The sequence below is a fragment of the Pantoea sp. SIMBA_079 genome, from assembly GCF_046940275.1.
In the GTDB taxonomy this organism is placed as follows: domain Bacteria; phylum Pseudomonadota; class Gammaproteobacteria; order Enterobacterales; family Enterobacteriaceae; genus Pantoea; species Pantoea borealis.
Window position 1 is genome coordinate 782,034 of record NZ_JAWRYR010000001.1, and the last position, 21,597, is coordinate 803,630.

Consider the following 21,597-nt stretch of genomic DNA (forward strand, 5'->3'; position numbering starts at 1 on the left):
CCCTTTTACCCGCAAGGAGTCCGGGATGTCCGTCCCCCCGCTGTCGCATTTTTTACCCGCCACGCGCAGATGGTTTGCGCAGACGTTCGATCAGGCGACGCCGGTTCAGCAGGCCGCCTGGGACGCCATCGCCCGCGGCAGCCATACGCTGGTGGTGGCGCCGACCGGCTCCGGCAAAACGCTGGCGGCGTTTCTGCACGCCATTGATGCGCTGTTTCGCGAGCGCAGTCGGGAGGCCACCGTCGCGCCCGGTGAAACCACGCGCGTGCTCTATATTTCGCCGGTTAAAGCGCTGGCCGCCGACGTGGCGCGCAACCTGCAGCTGCCGCTGGCGGGCGTCAGCGCCTGTCGTCAGCAGCAGGGCGAACCGGCCATCGCGCTCCGCTGCGGGATCCGCAGCGGCGATACGCCGGCGCGCGAGCGTGCAGCGCTGCGACGCCATCCGCCCGATATTTTAATCACGACGCCGGAGTCGCTCTATCTGCTGCTGACCTCGCAGGGACGCGACACGCTGCGCGGGGTCACCAGCGTCATCGTTGATGAAATTCACGCGCTGGCGGGTAACAAACGCGGCGCGCATCTGGCGCTGTCGCTGGAGCGGCTTGATGCGCTGCTGGCCCGGCCGGCGCAGCGTATCGCATTATCTGCGACGGTCAACCCGCCGGAGACCGTGGCGCGGTTTCTGGCCGGTCGCCGGCAGGTCACTATCGTTAATCCGCCTATGCCGCGCCCGCTGCAGCTCCGCGTGACGGTCCCGGTACCGGATCTGACGGCTCCCCCGCCGCTGCCGGGAAGCGAAAGCGAAGCCGGCGCGCTCTGGCCGCATCTGGAGGCAGGAATACTGGCTGCGGTGCTGCGCCATCACACCACGCTGGTGTTTACCAATTCGCGCGCGCTGGCAGAAAAGCTGACGGCGCGCCTTAACGCCCGCTGGCAGCAGCAGCAGCGCGACGCCTCCGCAGAGATTGCTCGGGCGCACCACGGCTCCGTTGCCCGGGAGCAGCGCCTGCTGATCGAGAGCGCGCTGAAAAGCGGTGCGCTGCGCTGCGTGGTGGCCACCTCCAGCCTGGAGCTGGGGATCGATATGGGCAGCGTCGGACAGGTGATTCAGGTCGGTACGCCGCCGTCTGTTGCCAGCGCCCTGCAGCGCACCGGACGCGCCGGACACCGGCCGGGCAGTACGCCGCAGGGCGAGTTCTGGCCCCGTTCGCGCAGCGAACTGCTGCAGACGGCGGTGATCGTCACGGCCATGCAGACGGGAGAGACGGAGCCGCTGATTGTGCCGGAAAACCCGCTGGATATTCTCGCCCAGCAGACCATCGCCGCCGCCGCCATGGCGCCGCTGGACGCCGGCGGCTGGTTTGAGCAGGTCACGCGCAGCGCGCCCTTTCTGACGCTGTCACGGCACGATTACGATGCGGTGCTGGCGATGCTGACGGGACGTGACCACACTGACGCGTTCGCCCTGCTGCGCCCGCGGCTGATCCATGACCTGCAGACGGATAGCATCACGGCCCGGCCCGGCGCAAAGCTGCTGGCGGTTATGCACGCCGGTGCCATTCCCGATCGCGGCAGCGTCAGCGTCATGCTGCCGGAAGGTGAGGCGCAGGCCGGCGCCCGCCGCGTGGGAGAGCTGGATGAGGAGATGGTTTACGGCTCACGCGTCAATGACATCGTGACGCTGGGGGCCACCACCTGGCGTATTCAGCAGATTACGCGCGACCGGGTGATTGTCACACCGGCGCCGGGACGCACCGCACGGCTGCCCTTCTGGCAGGCAGATACGCCCGGACGTGCCGCAGCGTCTGGCGCAGCACGCGGTCGCTATCTGCGTGACGCCGCGACCGGCACGGTAAACGATCCGGCGCTGGACGCCGGCGCACGGAATAATCTTCAGGCGCTGCTGCGCGAGCAGCAGGCGGCGACCGGGCAGCTGCCGGATGACCGCACGCTGCTGATTGAGCGCTGTGCGGATGAAAACGGCGACTGGCGCCTGATCCTGCACTCGCCGTGGGGCAGACGCGTACACGCGCCGTGGGCGCTGGCGCTGGCCGATCGGCTCGCTGAACAGTACGGCATTACGGCCGATGTGGTCGCCAGTGACGACGGTATTATGACGCGGCTGCCATCGCCGCTTACCTTTACACCCGCTGACTGGCTGCAGTTTGCGGCAGATGACTTACAGCAGCGGGTAAGCCGTGCCGTCAGCGGATCGCCGCTGTTTACCGCGCGCTTTCGCGAATGTGCCGCCCGCGCCCTGCTGCTGCCGGGCCAGCGTGCCGGACAGCGCGCGCCCCTCTGGCAGCAGCGGCTGCGTGCCGCAGAGCTGCTTGACGCCGTGCGTCCGTTTCCGGACTTTCCGCTGCTGCGGGAAACCGCGCGTGAATGCCTGCAGGATGTATACGATCTGCCCGCGCTGCAGCAGCTGATGGCGCAGATCCGCCGCGGTGAGGTGCAGCTGCGCGAGGTAACAACTGACGTCCCCTCGCCCTTCGCCGCCGCGCTGCTGACCGGCCATCTGGCTGACGCCGATCGCCGGACGGTGCCGCAGGCCGAGCAGCGGGCCGCACTGCTGACGCTGGATACATCGCTGCTCAGCGAGCTGCTTGGGCCACTGCCGGCAGCGCAACTGCTGGACGCGAACGTCATTGCGCAGACGGAACAGCTGCTGCAGCGCCTGACGCCTGACCGTCAGGCTGATAGCCAGGAAGCGGTAGCGGATCTGCTGCGCGAACTGGGGCCGCTCAGCGCCGGAGAGATAGCAGAACGCTACCGGGGAACCCCGCCGCTGACCGGGGTGCTGGAAACCCTGCAGCAGGCAGGCCGCATCATACCGGTTACGTCCGGTGCGCAGGCCTGTTTTGCGGTGGCGGAAGATGCCGCCCGCCTGCAGGCGCTCTCCGGTGGCGGCAGCGCAGTCCCGGAGAGCGCGGCTCGTCCGCTGCAGGCGCTGATTGGCCGCTATCTGCGCACGCATACGCTGGTGACAGCCGATGAGGTTGCCCGGCGCTTTGACCTTGACGCCGGCATTGCCGGGAAGCTGCTGGCGGAAACGCCGGGTATTATCAGAAGCGAAGCGGCCTCCGGCGTGGTGCAGTGGATCGCCGCGCCGGTATTCCGCCGCCTGCGGCTGGCATCGCTGCAGGCGGCGCGTGAGGCGACCCGGCCCGCCGAGCCGGCGGCCTGGGTGCAGGCGCTGATGGATCATCATGGTCTCACCGCGCCGCTCAGCGGCGCAGAGGGTCTGCGCCGGGTGATCGCGCAGCTGGCCGGGGTTGCCCTGCCTGCCGGACTGTGGGAGAGCCAGATTTTTCCGGCGCGTGTCGCGGATTATCATCCTGCGCTGCTGGACGGGCTGCTGACGCGTGGCGACGTGCTCTGGCGCGGCAGCCGCGCGCCCGGCACGCGCCAGGAGCGGGTTGAATTTTGCCCGGCTGACGCCGCTGCCGCACTCCTGACACCCCCTGCTGACGCGCAAATCGTGACGTTGTCACCTGTACAGCAACGGATCGTGGCGTTCCTGCAGCAGCACAGCAGCGCAACGTTCAGGCAGCTGCAGCAGGCAACAGAAAGCGACGCAGACGACAGCACGTCGCAGGATACCGCCACGGCGCTGTGGGATCTGGTGTGGCGCGGATGGGTGACGTCCGGCAGCTGGCAGCCGCTGCGGATGCCGCCGCTGCGCAGCAAACCGCGTCCGGCACGCCGTCGCCTGGCCGGCCGGTATGCTGGCATGGCACCCGGCGGTGCCGGGCGTCCGGCACTGGCTGCCAGCGCCCAGCTGCTGAACATCAGACCGGCAGCTGATACGGTACGCGCGCTGGCGCTGACCCGTGCCCTGCTGGACCGGACCGGCGTGGTGACGCACGGCGCTGCCCGGAGCAGCGCCGTGCCCGGTGGTTTTCCGGCACTGCAGCCGGTGCTGCGCGCGATGGAGGATACGGGACGCCTGCTGCGCGGGCGGTTTGTCAGCGGCATGGGTGCCGCGCAGTTCGCTGAACCGGCAATGATTGAGCGTATCCGCCAGCTGCAGCGCGCGCCGTCTGCCGTACCGCTGGCGCTGGCCACGCTGGATCCGGCTAACCCGTTCGGCACGCTGCTGCCGTGGCCGCTGACCACATCCGGGACGAAACCGCTGCGCCGCAGCGGCAGCTGGGTGGTGCTGTTCCAGGGCTGGCCGCTACTCTGGCTGCCGCCCGGCGGCAAACAGCTGCATACGTTTACGGCCGGTGCGTCACCGGACACCCTGCAGCAGGCGCTGGGCGCGCTGGCCACCGCCCTCCGGTGCGAGCCGCGCCTGCGCTTTACGCTGGAACAGATTGATGGCTGTCCGGCCAGCCAGTCGCCGCTTACCGCCCTGCTGAAGCCGGCAGGCTTTGCGCGCGCGCCGGGTGGCTACAGCTGGGATGGCTGAGCGCGCAGGCGCAGAGCGTGCTGCTGCAGGGCGGCGCGCTGGCCCGCCGTCGCCTCCGGCCACGCCAGCTGCGGGAACAGATAGAGCCGGACGCTGAACAGATGAAACAGCGGTGTAAATAAACGCTCATCGTCCAGCGCCAGCGCTTCCAGCTGCAGCAGCAGCAGATCGAGCGCCTGCTGCAGCTCAGCGTGCGGAACGCTCTGCAGCGATCTCAGCCGCTGTTTCAGAAACCGTCCCAGCTCAAAGAAAAATGTCCCGCTGTCGAGCAGGTAATTACCCAGCAGCACCCGATGCCGCGCGTAGTAATCAAAGCTGTTTACGCCAAGCCACACCTCGTTAAGCAGCATACCGGCGCTGCTCATATCTGACTGCGGATCGAGACGCAGGCGCGGCAACACCATGTTGACCTTATCCAGCATCAGGCTGATAAAGCGCTGCCGGGCCGGCAGCGACGATCCGTTGCGCTCTATCTCCTTAATAAAGCGCAGCAGCTCACGCAGGCCGCGTCGTACCGCGCGCCGGGCGCTCCAGGAGGGGCGCTTGTTACGCATAATGGCCGTGGCAATCACTGCAAACAGCACGCCCGTGACCGAGGCGATCGCGTTATTGACCAGCAGCACCAGATCCGGCTTCAGATGGTGACCGAAGCCAATAAATCCCGGGATCTGAATCGCCACGCTCAGGCCAGTCAGGTTGGTTGCCGGCCGGGCGATCGTCAGCGCCAGCGCCACAAGACCCGGTGCCATGCAGATCATCAGCGCCTCAAACGAGGTCGCCTGCGGCAGCAGCAGCGCGACATACACCAGGCTGATGCCAATGGCGATCAGCACGCCGCGCACAAACAGCTTCATCGAGGTGAGCGGCGTATCGAGGCTGGCGAAAAAAGAGCTCAGGATCGCCGCCATAACCGGGGCAGAGGCGCCGTCGCGCCACCCGCTTGCCATCCACAGCAGGCAGCTGCCAAAGGTGGCGCAGAAAGCGGTCAGCGCCGAAAGACGGATAAGCCCGCGATCAAAGAAGCGGTGGGTGCGTCTGCCGCGCGCCAGTGCGGTGTCACCGGACAGATCGCTGACCATGCCGCTGACGCTCTGATACGCCCCGGCAATGCGCACAAAGTCAATCATGCGTTCCAGTAACCCGCTCAGCAGCAGGCAGTGTTCAGTCGGCAGATCGCCGGCGCGCCACGCCGCGTTGACCTGCGCCTGACGATGAGTCAGCTCCAGCTGGATGCCGATCACATCGCCCGGGGCCTCACCGTCGCTGAGCCACTGCAGAAACTGCTGAAATCCCTGCGCCACGTAGTCAGGCAGCAGGATATTGCGCGCGGCCAGACGCTGCAGGCGCAGCTCAATCGCGGTCAGCGTCGGGATAAGATAGGAGAGGTGCTGATACTGTGCGCTGACCAGGCGGATCAGCCGGCGGGCAGCATCCCCCTCATAGACACAGTGGGTGATCAGAATTTCCACCTGCTGCGGTGCGGTGGCCATCTGCGTCAGAATCGCTTCGCGCTCGGGCGAGACGGCGGTAACCGGCCCGGAGAGCAGATCGTGACAGAGCCGGCGGCCGGTGAGATACCACTGCGTTACGCTCTGCTCCAGCAGGCTGCGCATAGAGACCGGGAACAGCAGACCGTGTATCAGGCTGCTGCAGACAATGCCTAAGGTGATCTCTTCAATACGCGACAGCACCGTACTGGTAATGCCCCACGGCGTGTAAACTTCCGGAAACCCCATAATCGCCGCGCTGTAGCCCGCCAGCATAAACACATAGCTTTTGGGCGTCCGGTCATGCAGTGAGAGCCAGAGACAGCCGCTGACCCAGAGTGAAATCACCAGGCTGAACAGCAGCGGATGCGCCACCGTCAGCGGAAAAATCAGAAAGATAAACAGGCCGCCCAGCAGCGTGCCGAGCAGACGAAACAGCGATTTAGAGATGGTCGAGGCGGAGTAGAGCTGCGAAGCGACAAACACCGTCGTCAGCGCCCAGGCGGGGCGATCCAGGTTAATCTCCAGCGCCAGCCAGAGCGCCAGAAACGCAGCGAGCGTGGTTTTTACGGCAAAGAACAGAGCGGGTCGGGTAAGCCACGGCATGTCACAGGGACCAGAAGGCACTAAGTGCGGCGTATCCTGCCAGATTGCTGCCTGCGCTCACGCAGATAACTACGACAAATTGTTTCGTCATCAAAATTTATGCTGGATGATACGCCCCGCGTGTGCGGTTATCCGTTAACGCCGCTTATCGAAGCTGCCGGTGCCGCAGCGGCCAGCGTAGTGGCTGCACGGCACCGGAGGGAATCGTCCGGTTAACAGATAAAATGTGTCGGCGGTCACATTTCTCAGCTGTGCGGCGGCTCCATAAAATTATTTTGTGCAGAACGCCGCCTGCACAGCCGTCAGTAGTGCACGATCGTCACCCAGTTGGCATCGCTGCCCACCGGCGCTTCACCGGTGCGCGTCAGCGCCCCGCTTTGCGGATCGATCCGGTAACTGCCAATCACCGCGCTCTTCTCGCCGCTGACCACCAGCCCGCGTCCGTCCGGGGTAATGGCAAACCCGCGCGGCTGCTTCTCCACCGGCCAGCTGCCCGCTAACGTCAGCGCCCCGCTCTCTGCGTCTACCCGGTAGCCGCTCAGCGTGCTGCTGGTGCGTTCGCTGACGTAAAGAAAGTGGCCATCCGGCGTGAGATGGATATCGGCGGCCCAGATACGCGGTGTGGGATCGCTGTATCCCGGCGGCCGCTCGCGCCCCTCTGCCAGATGCCAGGAGGCGGCAACGGCGCTGGGGAACTCAGCAACCTTTACCAGCGCCCCGTTCGCTTCACGCCGGAACTGCGTGATGATCCCGCCCATTTCGCCGATGTTATACAGAAACCGTCCGTCAGCGGACATCACCGAGTGGCGCGGGCCATTGTTGTTTGCGGTAGCGACATAACCGCTGCCGAGCGCGGCCAGAGCGCCGCTGTCGCTCAGCGTCAGCTGCAGCACGCGATCGGTGCCGAGATTGCCGACATACACCGTTTTGCCGGCAGGATCCGCAATCGCCGAATGGGCGGCAGGTCCGGTGGCGTAACGGCTCACCGGCGGTGCACTCAGCTTCCCTCCCGCTGTCAGCCGGTATACGTCAACCACATTGCCATCATAGGAGGCTGCCAGCAGAAAACGCCCCTGCGGCTCGGCGACGATCCAGGGATAGCTGGCGGCGGCGGGCACCTGCTGCTTCTGCGTCAGGTCGCCGCTGTGGCGGTCAATGACCCAGCTCGCCAGCTGCAGCGGCTTGCTGCGGATCGCCGCATAAAGATGGGTTTTATCTGTGCTGAGCGCCAGCGGCATCACTTTGCCGTCCGCCGGGGTGTGCCCCAGCAGATGCAGTGCACCGTGCTGATCCAGACTGTAGCGCGCAATGGTGCCGTCGCCGGCTTCTGAAACATAGACGTAGGTCTGCGCCAGCAGCGGCGTGCTGCCTGTCAGCGTTGCCAGCAGCAGCGCGGCGCGTAACGGGTTTATCATAACGATCTCCGGGGTCAGGAAGCGGCGCATGCGGAGCCGCGCGGCCAGGGTTAATTCTGACGATGAGTGACTGTTATATAACACCCTTCAGCGGATCACTGACAAAATGTTGCAGCAGGCCGTTAACGCAATATCCGTTAACAGCGCCTCTCTTATCCTCAGCTACACTTGCCTCACCCGTTTGTCATAAGAGAGGTAACTATGTCGCAACATGCTGTATCAAACCAGGCCTGGCTGCTGGCGTCCCGTCCTGAGGGCGAACCGGTAAAAGAGAACTTCCGGCTGGTGGAACAACCGGTGCCGGAGATCAAAGAGGGTGAGATGCTGCTGCGCACGGTGTGGCTGTCACTGGATCCCTATATGCGTGGCCGCATGGATGACGGTAAGTCTTATGCTCCTCCGGCGGAACTCGATCAGCCGATGGTCGGCGGCACGGTGTGTCAGGTTGAAGCATCAAAGCACAGCGATTTTAAAGCAGGCGACTGGGTGCTGGCCCAGAGCGGCTGGCAGACCTATGCGGTTTCTGATGGCGAAGGCGTGGCAAAGCTCGGCGAGCTGGCTCACCCCTCCTGGGCACTGGGTATTCTCGGTATGCCCGGTTTTACCGCCTATATGGGGCTGATGGATATTGGTCAGCCTAAAGCGGGCGAGACGCTGGTCGTGGCGGCGGCAACCGGGCCGGTCGGTGCGACCGTTGGCCAGTTAGGCAAGCTCAAAGGCTGCCGCGTCGTGGGCGTCGCCGGGGGTGAAGAGAAGTGTCGCTACGCGATTGAAAAGCTCGGTTTCTCTGCCTGCATTAACCACCACAGTGATGACTTTGCCGACCAGCTGGCTGCCGCCTGCCCGGACGGTATCGATATCTATTACGAGAACGTAGGCGGTAAAGTGTTTGATGCGGTGTTCCCGCTGCTGAATACCGCTGCCCGCGTTCCGGTCTGCGGCCTTGTCTCTGGCTACAGCAGCCGCGACCTGCCGCCGGGGCCCGACCGCACGCCGCTGATCATGGCGGGGATCCTGAAACGCCGCATCCGCATGCAGGGCTTTATTATTTTCCAGGATTACGGCGACCGCTATCCTGAGTTTCTGAAAGCCATGACGCCGCTGGTCGAGCAGGAGAAAGTGCACTACCGCGAGCATGTGATCGAGGGACTGGAGAATGCGCCGCAGGCATTCTTCGATATGCTGAACGGTAAAAACTTCGGTAAAACCGTGGTGAAAGTCAGCTGATAAGCCCCGTCCGGGTGCCGCCACGGCACCCGGTTTTACTTCCATTTTCCTCTGCCTCACGGCAATAACGGTAAAACGTGCCGGTCATCTGCCTGCTACGCTCTCTCTCCCATAACAGGAGGCAGCATGAGTTCCATTATCGATCTTTTCGCTCAGCATAAAAGTGAGCGCAGCTATACCGATCAGCCCGTAGAGGATGCGGTACTTGAGCGAATTATTTCGGCCGCGTACTACGCGCCTACCTCGGTAAACTCCCAGCAGGTATCTGTCGTCGTCACCCGCGACGCCGCGCAGCGCCAGCAGATTGCCACCATCGCCGGCGGCCAGCCGTGGATCGCGAAAGCGCCCGTATTCCTGACTTTTGTGCTGGATATGCATAAGTCGCGGCTGGCGATCGAAGCCAGCGGTCGTGAGCAGATTGCGCAGCAGAGCATTGAAAGCGTGGTATCCGGCGCTACCGATGTGGGCATTGCGCTCGGCTCAGTAATGGCCGCCGCACGGGCTGAGGGACTGGGTATTGTGCCGATTGGCGGGATCCGCCGCGATCCGGAAGCGATGATCGCCCTGCTGGATCTGCCTGACTATACCTTCCCGGTCGCGGGCGTGGTTATCGGCCATGTCGATCAGCCTGCGCACCAGAAGCCGCGTCTGCCGCTGCCGACTTTCCGCCATGAAGAGCGTTATCAGCAGGCGGATCTGCCGCAGCATATTGCTGCTTACAACGCACAGCTGGTACAGCACTGGCAGAACACCGGTCGCAGCGATGGCGAAAGCTGGAGTGACAGCGTCAGCGGCTACTACCAGCACATCTACTTCCCGCATGTGCTGGCGGCGCTGAACAAACAGGGATTTGGTACCGATAAATAGGTCCCAATCCGCCTGCGCGCCGGGCAGATAATACAGGGGCTTAACGCCCCTTTTTTTTGCGGCCAGGCTGGGTAAAGCGTTTGCGGTTCGCGCCCTGACCCCCCGCTTTATCACCCTGCTTTGCTCCCGCAGCCGGCGCTTTTTTCGCCGGTGACGCCGTTTTTTTCTTCGCCTGCGCCTGCCGGGTTTTGTTATCTTCTGAGGACGAATCCTCAATCAGCTTAAACAGGTCGATCAGTTCATCATCCGTCAGATCGCGCCACTCGCCGAGCGGAATACCCTTCAGGCTGACGTTCATGATGCGCGTACGCTCCAGCTTCGTCACCTCATAGCCAAAGTGTTTGGTCATGCGGCGGATCTGGCGATTGAGTCCCTGTACCAGAATAATGCGGAATACAAACGTTGACTCTTTTTTAACTTTGCACTTCTTCGTTACCGTGCCCAGCATCGGCACGCCGCCCGCCATGCCCGCGATAAATTCATCGGTGATCGGTTTATCAACCGTTACCACATACTCTTTTTCGTGGTTATTACCGGCGCGCAGAATTTTGTTAACCAGGTCACCGTGGTTGGTGAGAAAAATCAGCCCCTGTGAATCCTTGTCCAGCCGGCCGATAGGAAACACGCGCTTGCTGTGGTTAACAAAGTCGCCAATATTGTCGCGCTCACCCTCTTCCATGGTGGTGACAATGCCGGTGGGCTTGTTAAGCGCAATCAGAACCAGATCGTCGGCGTCACGCGGCTCAATCAGCTGACCATTCACCCTGACCTCATCCCCGGCATAAACCTGGGCCCCGACGGCAGCGCGTTTACCGTTAATAAACACGTTGCCCTGTTCGATATAGCGATCGGCATCGCGGCGCGAGCAGATTCCGCTCTCGCTGATGTATTTGTTCAGGCGGGTAGATAAGTCAGGCAGCATGGTTCCTCCGAAAAAAAACGGACTATACCTTAACTGCCGCCGTTGCGTAAGGCTGTCGCCGCGTCAGCGTGCCGCTTCTAATCCCCTGCAGACTGTCGGGTTGTTTAGCATCAGACGCCAGGCGACAATCCGCAGCCACTGTTTCTGGCTTTTCACGGATTTTTTATGACGCAACCACAACCGGCGAGCCGACTGGCCTCGCTGCGCCTGTTTCTGGCCCGCTTCTGGCCACATCCCCTGCCCGTCGCGCGCAGACAGCGCCTGCTGGCCAGCCTCGGAGCCGGGCTGGGTCTGATGCTGACCAGCCTGATCAGCCACTGGATGCTGGGGGCGGTAAACCTGTGGTTTGTGGCGCCGATGGGCGCGTCTGCGGTACTGCTGTTTGGCCTGCCTAATAGCCCGCTGGCGCAGCCGTGGTCGATTATTGGCGGTAACCTCGTCGCCGGGGTGATTGGCGTGACCACGGCGCTGCTGATCCCGCAGCCGGCACTGGCATGCGGGGTGGCCGCCTGTCTCGCCATTGCGGTGATGTTTCAGCTGCGCTGTCTGCATCCGCCCAGCGGTGCAGTGGCGCTGACGGCGATTCTCGGCGGCGGCAGCGTGGCGCAGCTCGGCTACCACTTTGTGCTGACGCCAGTGATGCTTAACTCTGTCTGTCTCGCACTGCTGGCGATCGTGTTTAATAACCTCGCCGGCCGCCGCTATCCTCATCCGCTGGCCGCCGCCGAGGCGAAACCACAGCCGGTGGCGATGCCGGTTCCGCTCACGCGCGACGATCTGCATCAGGCGCTGGAGAGCGGACCCCTGCTGGATATTGATGAGGATGATCTGCAGCTGCTGCTGCAGCGCGCCGAAGAGATTGCGATCCGGCGCACCGGTCAGGCGCGCTGAAGCGCGCCTCAGCGCGCCTGCACCAGGCTCAGCACCGTGCGGATATTCTGCGCCGAGGTCGCGATGATATCGATGGCCCCGGTGCGCAGCGCCCCGAGTATCGCCATCGCTTTGGTGTTCTCTGCGGCGATCGCTATTACGCACGGGATCCGGCGCAGCTCATCAATGCTCAGCCCGATCACGCGCTCATTCATGACCGTTTCCACCGCTTCGCCGCGGGCGTTGAAAAAGTCATAGCCGGCAATATCACCGGTCACGCCCTGATTAACGCTGGCATCGATAATTTCACGCGGGGTGAACCAGCCCAGCTTTACCATGTAGCTGTTCTCATTCATATCCCCGATCCCCACCAGCGCCACATCCGCTTTACGCGCACGATCCAGCGTCTCTTTTACCGTGCCGTTCTGCATAAAGCTGTCGCGCAGCGCGCGGTTTTCCACGTAGGCGGGGGCATAGAGCGTTTCGCTGCTGCCGCCAAACTTTTTTGCCAGCCGGCGGCTGATGTGATCGGCGTTGATGGCGTCTCCCGGGCGGTGCGTGCCGCCAATACCGCTGATAAACAGGCAGTTTCGATCGGGCACCTGACCCGGATGGTCGGCCACTGCCGCCACGTTCCGTCCCTGCCCGACCGCGACGATGGCGTTATCTTTCAGCGTCTGCGCCAGATGGGCAGACACCAGCGCGGCCACCTGGCGGCGTTGTTCATCACTGTCAGCTGAATCAAGCGCAATCAGAGCCCGCTGCAGACGCGGGAAAGAGCGCTGCAGCTGCTGTTCCAGCCGGGTACTGAAAACCGGATGGTAGCGCACGCTGATTTCAACAATGCCCTCTTCACGCGCGCGTTTGAGCAGCCGCCCGACTTTGATACGCGAGATACCAAATTTACGGGCGATCTCCTCCTGCGTGATGGCATCCTGATAGTAGGCGACGGCAATCTCGGTCAGCAGCTCAGCATCCTGACCCGGCGTGGTATTCTCCATCTGTTATCTGTCCTGTGTAACGCGGTCGTAAGCAGCTGCAAGTTATAGCACTGAACGCGCCCGCCCCGCTATGATCAGCGGCCGGCAAGCGCGCTGGCTTCTTCAATAATCTGCGCCAGCGCCTGCGGGTCGTGAGCAAAGCGGCCAAGAAACAGGCCATCCACATCCCGATCCAGCCGCTGGATCAGACCCGGCCCGGCGCTGCCGCCATAAATGACTTTCAGCGTAATACCGGCGGGCAGCGTCAGCGTCCGCAGCCCGGCGCAGACGGCACGAATATAGCGGTCAGGGGCCGGCTGCGGTGCACCGATTGCCCATTGTGGTTCATAGGCAAACAGAATCTCGCCCCGCAGGCCCCGTGCCGCCGCCTGCGCCAGCGCGTCGTTAAGCTGTGCGGCACAGAGCGCAATCGCCGCCTCTGGCGTGCTCTGCTCCGACTCGCCAATACAGAGCACCGGTGTCAGTTCATGCTGTAGCGCCATCGCCACTTTGGCGGCAATCTGCGCCGCATCCTCATGAAAGTGACGCCGCCGCTCCGCATGACCGATTTCTGCCAGCGAACAGCCCAGCTCCTGCAGCATGCTGGCGCTGACCTCACCGGTCCAGGCACCGTTTTCCGCCTGGCAAACATCCTGCGCGCCAACGCGTACCGGCGTTCCCGCGAAGATCTCCGTCACCGCGGGGATCGCCGGATAGGCTGGCAGGATAAACAGGCCGACGCTGCCGCTTCTGATAGCCGGATGATCGGCCAGTCTGGCCACCTCGCGACACCACGCCAGCGTTTGCTGATAGCCAAAGTACATTTTCAGACTGACACCAAGCCAGCGTTGTGGCTGAGACATAATGCAGCTCCCGGGGTTATACCGCGCTCTGACCGTAATGGTCGCTTGTTCATATGAACAGTAAATGAATTAATGCACCTGTTTCAATGCGCCACTGATAAATCTGTGACGCAGCGCAACACCCTGTTTCGCAGAAAAACAGGTTATTTTAGCTGTTCATAGCGATCCCGCTCACATAATCACCACATTACAAATGAACATGCATTGAACAAATGTTTGTCGTTATGGCACGCTGTGTCTCACGCCTGTGTGCAGGCCCTTTTTCTTTACCGGAGAACCTTTATGAAAACGATTGCAATCGGTGCTGATGATGCGGCTGTTGATCTGAAAAATATCATCAAAACGCTGCTGGAAACGCAGGGCTATGCCGTGACAGATTTTACCAATGATGCCGGTAACGCCCGCCCTATGTATCCGGATGTCGCCTGGGCGCTGGCCACCGCCATTCAGCGTCAGGAATTCGAACGCGGCATTCTGCTATGCGGAACCGGTATTGGCGTGGCTATTGTGGCGAATAAAGTACCCGGCGTGCGGGCAGCGCAGTGCCACGACACCTTTTCTGCTGAGCGGGCGCGTAAAAGCAATAACGCCCAGATCATGACGCTGGGCGCGCGCGTGGTGGGCCCGGAGCTGGCTAAAAATATCGTTAACGCCTGGCTGGCAGCGGAGTTTGAGGGTGGCGGTTCTCTGGCAAAAGTTGAAAAGATAGATTTTTACGAGCATGCGGCACAGCGCTGATCGCCCCTTCTGCCCGGCAGGCAGCTGCTCCGGAGAGGCTGGCAGCGGATCGCCACAGATTGTGTAACTAATCAGGCAAGCGCAGCGCGTGCTGCTACGCTTAAAGGCTGAGATTATCCTTACAAAATCTGGAGATATTATGAGCAGTGACAATCGCAAACCGACCACCACGGATGCGGGCATTCCGGTAGCCAGCGATGAACACTCCCTGTCAGTCGGGCCTGATGGTCCGCTGGTGCTGCACGATCACTATCTGATTGAACAGATGGCCAACTTTAACCGCGAGCGTATTCCGGAGCGCCAGCCGCATGCAAAAGGCAGCGGCGCGTTTGGCCATTTTGAAGTGACAGAAGATGTCAGCCGCTATACCAAAGCCGCTGTTTTCCAGCCCGGTACCCGTACTGATGTGGTGATGCGCTTCTCAACCGTCGCCGGCGAGCGCGGCAGCCCGGACACCTGGCGCGATCCGCGCGGCTTCTCCATCAAGTTTTATACCACCGAAGGCAACTACGACATGGTGGGCAATAACACGCCGGTGTTTTTTATCCGCGACCCGATGAAATTCCAGCACTTTATTCGCTCGCAGAAGCGTCGTGCGGATAATAACCTGCGCGATAATGATATGCAGTGGGATTTCTGGACGCTGTCACCGGAATCGGCGCACCAGGTCACCTGGCTGATGGGCGATCGCGGTATTCCCAGGAGCTGGCGCCACATGAATGGCTACTCCAGCCATACCTATATGTGGGTCAACGCCGACGGTGAAAAATTCTGGGTGAAATATCACTTTAAAACCGATCAGGGCATTGAGTTTCTGACACAGGAAAACGCCGACACGCTGGCCGGTCAGGATGGCGACTACCACACGCGCGATCTGTTTAACGCGATTAAAGAAGGCCATTTTCCGAGCTGGACGCTCTATATGCAGATCATGCCGTTCGCCGAAGCGGACAGCTATCGCTACAACCCGTTTGATCTGACCAAAGTCTGGCCGCACGACGACTATCCGCTGATTAAAGTCGGAAAGCTGACGCTGGATCGCAACCCTACCGATAACCATGCCCAGATTGAACAGGCGGCATTTGAGCCGAATAACCTGGTCCCCGGTATCGGTCTGAGCCCGGATAAGATGCTGATGGGCCGTATTTTCGCCTATGCGGATGCGCACCGTGCGCGCCTTGGCGTTAACTACAAGCAGATCCCGGTAAACGCTCCGCAGGCGCCGGTCAACAGCTACAGTAAAGATGGTGCAATGCGTATGAATCCGGTTTCCGATCCGGTCTATGCACCTAACTCCAAAGGGGGTCCGGTGGCAGATGGCGAGCGCTATCCTACTGATTCCACCTGGCAGTCGCAGGGCGATATGGTGCGTTCACCTTATACGCTGCGCAAAGATGATGACGATTTCGGTCAGGCGAATCAGCTGATCAATAAAGTGATGGATGATGCTGCACGCGATCGCCTGGTAAACAACGTGGCCGGTCACCTGCTTAACGGTGTGGAAGAGCCGGTGCTCTCTCGTGCTTTCACCTACTGGCGTAATATCGACAAAACTATCGGCGACCGTATTGCACAGAAAGTGCAGAGCGAACGCGCGAAAGCGTAATGCCTGATGCAGCGTCCCGCCGGGCGGCGGGACGCTGCTGAACTATGTTGTAATAAGCCTCTCTTTACTTCAGACGGAACGCCACCACGCTGTCACCCGCTTTGGTGCCGAGCGATCCGTGCCCCCCCGCCGCAATGACGACATACTGTTTGCCATCTTTGCCCATATAGGTTGACGGCGTAGCCTGTGCGCCAGCGCTGAGTTCGGTCTGCCATAACAGCTCACCGGTAGTGCTGTCGTAGGCGCGGAAAAAGTTGTCTGCCGTCGCACCGTGGAACACCAGATCGCCTGCGGTCAGCAGCGGCCCGCCGTGTGCCACCATTCCCATCGGGAATCCCAGCGGGAAACGGCCTGGCAGGAAAGTGGTTTTCAGGTTCTTCGTGGTGCCGATGCGGCGCAGCCATTGCGTTTTTCCGGTTTTCAGATCAACCCCCACCAGGCGGCCCCACGGCGGCGCAATGCAGGGAATGCCCAGACCGGACGCAAGCTGCTGGATGTGGATAGCATAGTCACCGTGAAAGTTTTCATTCCAGTAAGGCTGGCCATCTTTGGTGAACAGACGTTCGGTTGCCGTCTGCGGCGTGCGCTTGATCAGATTATATTTATACGCCAGGCGTACCGGCGCGGCGATCAGCATCTGACGCTCCGGATCAACAGCGACTGAGCCCCAGTTAAAGACGCCAATATTGCCCGGGAACACCAGCGTGCCCGCCTCGGTGGCCGGCGTCCACGGATTACCATCATAGCGCAGACGATGGAAATCGATCCGGCAGGCAATCTGGTCAAACGGCGTAATGCCCCACATCGACTTTTCCGTCAGCGCCTGCGGAATAAAGTTCAGGCTGGAGACGGGCTGCGTGGCGGCAAATTTTTCGCCGGGAACGCCGCCTTCAGTAGAGACCTTCACCTCGTTAACCGGGTAAACCGGCTGGCCGGTCAGACGATTCAGCACAAACAGGTTGCCGGTTTTGGTCGGCAGGATCACCACCGGCTGCTTCTGGCCCTGATAATCGATATCCAGCAGCGAAGGCTGTGACGGGTTATCGCGATCCCACAGGTCGTGATGCGAACTCTGATAGCGCCACTTAAACGCACCGGTCTGCAGATCCAGCGCCACCAGCGTGTCGCGGAACTTCTCAGTGTTGCTGTTAGCGTCGCGTTCAATTCCCACTTCATCAGGTGACGCGTTGCCAAACGGTACGTAGACCAGACCATTTTTAACATCGGCACTCAGCGTGGCCCAGGCGACCGGCGTATCCTGCGGATAGCGCTTATCGGCGGCAATCGGCGTGGTCGCATCCGGCGTGGCCGGGTCGAAATTCCACACCAGACGGCCGCTCTGCGCGTCATAAGCACGGATGACGCCGGAAGGATTGCCTTTCTCAAAACCATTATCCATGACCGATCCGCCCACGATCACCAGATTACCGGCCACCAGCGGAGCAGAGGTCTGCATCAGCGCGTGCGGGCGAACCTCACCCATGTTTGCGTGCAGATCCACCACGCCATCCCGGCCAAAATCAGGGCAGCGTTTGCCGGTGTCGGCATCCAGCGCGATCAGACGCGCGTCAGTGGTAGCGTTGAAGATACGCTTACGGCAAAGCGCAGGCGCATCGCTGCTGGCTGGCGCAGCCGGTGCGGCATAGTAGCTGACGCCGCGGCAGGTCTGATGCTGCTGAAGATAAGAGCGGTTTTTCTCCGGGGTATATTTCCATTTCACCGCCCCGCTTTCAGGATCGAGCGCGTGTACCTCATTGTGCGGCGTGCAGAGATAGAGCATATCGTTGGCTTTCAGCGGCGTCGCCTCAAACGTATACTCGGTGGCATCGCTATCCTGACGCATATCGCCGGTATGATACTCCCAGGCGACTTCAAGGTTACTGACGTTCGCGTTGCTGATTTGCTTCAGCGCTGAGAAGCGCTGGCCCGCTGGCGTACCGCCATAGGCGACCCAGTCGTTTTCTGCACCTGGCTGGCTCACCGGCTCGCGCGAGTTAGTGATGGTGCCTGCCTGCGGCAGCGGATCGTAAAAGCAGAGGCCAATCACCATCAGCACCATAATAATCACGGTGCCGCCCAGCAGCGGATGAAAACGGCGTTCGCCGCGGCTAAGTGGTTTGACAATCCACGGCATCGCCAGCCACAGGCCAATCACGCCAAACAGATCGCCCCGCGGGATCCACTGCCACTTATCCAGTCCTGCTTCCCAAATGATCCACGCCAGCGTGATCCACATCAGTACCGCATAGAGCGTCAGCGCACTGCGCTGTTTGCGGAACAGTAAAACAGCCGTCAGCAGCAATCCCGCGCCCATTGCGGCGTAAAATGCGCTGCCGCCATTGAGTAACAGCTGACCACCCATATAGAGCAGCGCTATCGCCAGAATCGCCATCACGATACTGGTGAGTTTTGTTATCATGCCAATCCCTCAGTTTTGTTCATTAATTTATGCCGTTACGACATTGCAGCAATTCCAACAAAATATTAACTTATGTAAGCGCTATGTAAAAACCCGTGAGTTTATGTGTTGTCAGATCCGCTAATGAATCAAGCGCAGCTTAAGACTCTCCCCCAGCCTCAGGCTCATCATGTGACTGAAATCACGTTTAATTTTGATGGATTTAATTAATCATTGCCACAGCGATTGCGCACCTTTTGCTAAGTCACTGGCGTAACAGATGGCGCGAACGCTCGTGCGGCAGCCGATTCAGCGTCATAAAAAAGATTACTGTCAGGTACATCGCATGGCGAAAATAACGTGCATCAGTGCCCGTCCCACGCTTTGATGAAATAGATTAACGGGTCAGCATAGCCTGTGTGAGAATTATCCTGGTGCAAAGCGTCCGGAGTCATTTAATTTGCCGCTACGCCTGACAATTCCGGCCATAATCTTTATGTTGAGCTGCAGTTTAATGATTAAATATCGCAGCGTAATTTCAGTTTGGGAATTTCCTCAGCCTCTGTTTTTTCAGGAAGAGTGATATAAATCACCTGACTGCTCTGTAGCAGATCCGCAGATAAAAAGAAGGTTATTATGATCAGCGCAGATTCCCTTTATCGGAAAATACGGTTTCCGTTTAAATTTACTCACGCAGCATTAAAATTCCCGATTGCCCATGCACATGCACGGCAATATCAGGTTATGTCGCCTGAACAGACAATCGATTTACTGCTCAGTAACGACAGGTTATCCGTATGCCGGTATGGGGATGGAGAACTGGAAATGACACTGTTTAAAAATATTGGTTTTCAGTCATTTGATGAGCGTCTTTCTATCAGACTGAAAGAGATCATGCGGCGCGGTACGCGTGAAGATAACCCTTGTCTGGTTTGCATGCCGGATGCCTTTCGCTCAACCCGCAATATGCGTTTAGGTTCGGCCCTGTTCTGGTTTTTTCATAAAGCCTTTTTCTTTCGCCGCTACGAGCCTTTATTAAAAAAAACGTATCAGTATGGAAATACGTCGGTGACACGCCCTTATCATGATTATATTGATAAGCAGCAGGCGACCCGCGTATTTGCAAAATTTAAGCAGCTTTTTTACGATAAAAAAATATTAATTGTTGAAGGCAGCGGCACCCGGCTGGGTATCGGCAACGACTTAATGGATGGCGCACGCGAAATTAAGCGCATTACTACGCTTAACCGTAATGCCTTTTCAGTCTATAACCAGCTCTATGCCAATGTGCTGGCGCATGCCCGCGAATATGACCTGGTGCTGATTTCTCTGGGGCCGACGGCGACCGTGCTGGCTTACGACCTCAGTCAGCAGGGGATCCGCTGTATCGACACCGGGCATATCGATATTGAATATGAGTGGATGCGCAGCGCAGCGCGTACTAAAACGGAAATTGCGGGTAAGAATGTGAATGAAGCGGGCGTGTTGCTCAATGACGAACAGCACGATACCGATGAGCACTATCGCAGTCAGATTTTACTGCATGTCGGATTACCTCAGGAGCCGATGGTGAATGGTGTGATCCTGCAGCAGCCGGTTGTGTAATCCTGCACCCTCAACGCACGCTTAAGCATCCAGTCTGGTGCAGGACAGTAACCTTTACGTTTCCCCAAGCATAAAGCCCTTGCTGCCCTGCCCGGATCTCTTGCCCTCACGCTGATATGGCACAATTTATAGATTCTGGCATTACCTTTGCTTACTCATTCCTGTGTTCTTCACAGGAGTTATGCCATGAAAGCCTCTGCTGTCCGCTATCGTATCTTTTCGTTATTGTTTCTTATCGCGCTGATTAACTACGTTGACCGCGGTGCTCTCTCCTTCGCCGCGCAGGCCATTTCGCAGCAGTTCCATTTCAGCAAGGTCGAACTGGGTGCCGTACTGGGCTACTTTGGTTTTGGCTATCTGTTTGGCTCGCTCTGCGGTGGCTTTCTCGCCGATCGGTTCGGCACGCGCAAAGTGTGGCTGATGGCTGGCGTGCTCTGGTCGCTGCTGGAGATCGCCACGGCCTGGGCAGGTGAAATTGGCGTGGCGCTGTTTGGCGGCTCCGCGATTATGGGTTTCGCCGCGCTGCGCGTGCTGTTTGGCTTTGCCGAGGGGCCTGCCTACGCGCTGATGAACAAGACAATTGCGCACTGGGCGCCGGATAATGAGCGCGGCATGGCGCTGGGTATCGGCCTGCTGAGTACGCAGGTCGGCTCGCTGCTGACTGCGCCTATCGCGGTCGGCCTGCTGCTGCTGACTAACGACTGGCGCATGATGTTTATCCTGCTTGGCGTGTTTTCGCTGCTGGCGATGCTGCTGTTTGCCCGCTACTTCGCCGATACGCCGCAGCGGCATCCGGCGGCGAACGACGCTGAACGCGCGCTGATCGTACAGGGACAGCGTGCCGAAGCGCATGATGAGCGCCCGTTACCCTGGTGGCGTTTTTTCACCAGCCGCACGCTGGTGTGTAATGCGCTGGGCTACTTCAGTTTTCTCTATATCACTTTTACGCTGGTCACCTGGCTGCCAAAATATCTGCAGGATAATTTTCATTATGACCTGCACTCGCTCTGGTATATCGCCATGATCCCGTGGAGCGGCGCCTGTCTGACGGTGCTGCTTGGCGGACGCCTGGCCGATCGCCTGCTGGCGCGGACCGGTAATCTGCGGCTGGCCCGCAATGGCTTTGCGGCGATAACGCTCTGCGCCACCGCCTGCTGCTTTATGGCCATTCCGTTTGCCGGTTCGGCGGCCGCAATCATCGCCCTGATGACGCTGGGCAACGCGCTCAACGCGCTGGTCAATAATGTTTACTGGTCGGTGGTGATAGACGTTACGCCAAAGGCGTCGGTGGGTGCTTTCAGCGGCATGACGCTGGCAATCGCGAATCTGGCTGCGATTATTTCACCCATGCTGTGCGGCTGGCTGGCGGAGTATTATGGCTATAACGCCATGTTTACCGTGACTGCCGTTATCGCCTTTGTGAGCATGCTGGCCATGACATTGCTGCAGCCAGAGAAACGCCTGAAGACGACCCCCGCCGTTTCGTCAGCACCGGCCGCCAGGATCATTTTGTAGGGGCGCTATTTATGGCGCTCTGGTCCGGAATAGACATCTGCCTCCACGGGCCGCATGAATGCGGCCCCTGCGGAGATGCATTTA

The 21,597-nt window shown here is 60.2% G+C and carries 14 protein-coding genes; 8 read left to right on the forward strand and 6 right to left on the reverse strand.

Translation table 11 applies throughout. The annotated features are described in order from the left end of the window. Window positions 1-25 precede the first annotated feature (25 nt). Window positions 26-4,414 (forward strand): ATP-dependent helicase, encoded by a 4,389-nt coding sequence (locus SB719_RS03815; RefSeq protein WP_412158903.1) that lies wholly within the window; start codon window positions 26-28, stop codon window positions 4,412-4,414. On the opposite strand, the gene SB719_RS03820 is transcribed toward SB719_RS03815, so the two are convergent. Both SB719_RS03820 and SB719_RS03825 read right to left on the reverse strand, forming a co-directional pair. Next, window positions 4,396-6,507 (reverse strand): FUSC family protein, encoded by a 2,112-nt coding sequence (locus SB719_RS03820; protein ID WP_314687940.1) that lies wholly within the window; start codon window positions 6,505-6,507, stop codon window positions 4,396-4,398. The genes SB719_RS03815 and SB719_RS03820 overlap by 19 nt on opposite strands. Window positions 6,508-6,809: 302 nt before the next feature. Continuing rightward, window positions 6,810-7,922: a lactonase family protein gene (locus tag SB719_RS03825; RefSeq protein WP_412158904.1), complete on the reverse strand. Its 1,113-nt coding sequence runs from the start codon at window positions 7,920-7,922 to the stop codon at window positions 6,810-6,812. Window positions 7,923-8,123: 201 nt separating this feature from the next. Between SB719_RS03825 and SB719_RS03830 the strand changes: the two genes are divergently transcribed. Further along, window positions 8,124-9,149 carry an NADP-dependent oxidoreductase gene (locus tag SB719_RS03830; RefSeq protein WP_314687929.1) on the forward strand — a complete coding sequence of 342 codons (1,026 nt, stop codon included), beginning with the start codon at window positions 8,124-8,126 and terminating at the stop codon, window positions 9,147-9,149. A 126-nt stretch (window positions 9,150-9,275) separates the two neighbouring features. Further along, the gene (locus SB719_RS03835) at window positions 9,276-10,016 is read left to right on the forward strand and encodes a nitroreductase family protein (protein WP_304231946.1); all 741 of its coding nucleotides are present in this window, start codon (window positions 9,276-9,278) and stop codon (window positions 10,014-10,016) included. 40 nt (window positions 10,017-10,056) lie between these two features. On the opposite strand, the gene rluF is transcribed toward SB719_RS03835, so the two are convergent. Then, window positions 10,057-10,938, reverse strand: coding sequence for a 23S rRNA pseudouridine(2604) synthase RluF (gene rluF, locus SB719_RS03840; protein ID WP_292971517.1), 882 nt, complete (start codon window positions 10,936-10,938; stop codon window positions 10,057-10,059). Between the two features lie 165 nt (window positions 10,939-11,103). Between rluF and SB719_RS03845 the strand changes: the two genes are divergently transcribed. Continuing rightward, window positions 11,104-11,829, forward strand: coding sequence for an HPP family protein (locus tag SB719_RS03845; RefSeq protein ID WP_292971520.1), 726 nt, complete (start codon window positions 11,104-11,106; stop codon window positions 11,827-11,829). Between the two features lie 8 nt (window positions 11,830-11,837). Here SB719_RS03845 and SB719_RS03850 read toward each other — a convergent pair whose 3' ends face one another. Then, window positions 11,838-12,809 (reverse strand): sugar-binding transcriptional regulator, encoded by a 972-nt coding sequence (locus tag SB719_RS03850; RefSeq protein ID WP_039384324.1) that lies wholly within the window; start codon window positions 12,807-12,809, stop codon window positions 11,838-11,840. 74 nt (window positions 12,810-12,883) lie between these two features. Next, the gene (locus SB719_RS03855; RefSeq protein WP_293005802.1) at window positions 12,884-13,651 is read right to left on the reverse strand and encodes a triose-phosphate isomerase family protein; all 768 of its coding nucleotides are present in this window, start codon (window positions 13,649-13,651) and stop codon (window positions 12,884-12,886) included. A 282-nt stretch (window positions 13,652-13,933) separates the two neighbouring features. On the opposite strand from SB719_RS03855, the gene SB719_RS03860 reads away from it, so the two are divergent. Beyond that, window positions 13,934-14,389: an RpiB/LacA/LacB family sugar-phosphate isomerase gene (locus SB719_RS03860; RefSeq protein WP_065649391.1), complete on the forward strand. Its 456-nt coding sequence runs from the start codon at window positions 13,934-13,936 to the stop codon at window positions 14,387-14,389. Between the two features lie 139 nt (window positions 14,390-14,528). Next, complete coding sequence (locus tag SB719_RS03865) at window positions 14,529-15,995, forward strand: catalase (RefSeq protein WP_065649392.1); 1,467 nt, start codon at window positions 14,529-14,531, stop codon at window positions 15,993-15,995. 64 nt (window positions 15,996-16,059) lie between these two features. Here SB719_RS03865 and SB719_RS03870 read toward each other — a convergent pair whose 3' ends face one another. After that, on the reverse strand, window positions 16,060-18,414 hold the full coding sequence (locus SB719_RS03870) for a membrane-bound PQQ-dependent dehydrogenase, glucose/quinate/shikimate family (protein ID WP_304231956.1): 2,355 nt from the start codon (window positions 18,412-18,414) through the stop codon (window positions 16,060-16,062). Window positions 18,415-19,029: 615 nt separating this feature from the next. Here SB719_RS03870 and SB719_RS03875 point away from each other — a divergent pair. Beyond that, window positions 19,030-19,998, forward strand: coding sequence for a GT-D fold domain-containing glycosyltransferase (locus SB719_RS03875; protein WP_293005798.1), 969 nt, complete (start codon window positions 19,030-19,032; stop codon window positions 19,996-19,998). A 186-nt stretch (window positions 19,999-20,184) separates the two neighbouring features. Next, window positions 20,185-21,513, forward strand: a complete 1,329-nt coding sequence (locus tag SB719_RS03880; protein WP_304231959.1) for an MFS transporter — start codon at window positions 20,185-20,187, stop codon at window positions 21,511-21,513. Window positions 21,514-21,597 lie beyond the last annotated feature (84 nt).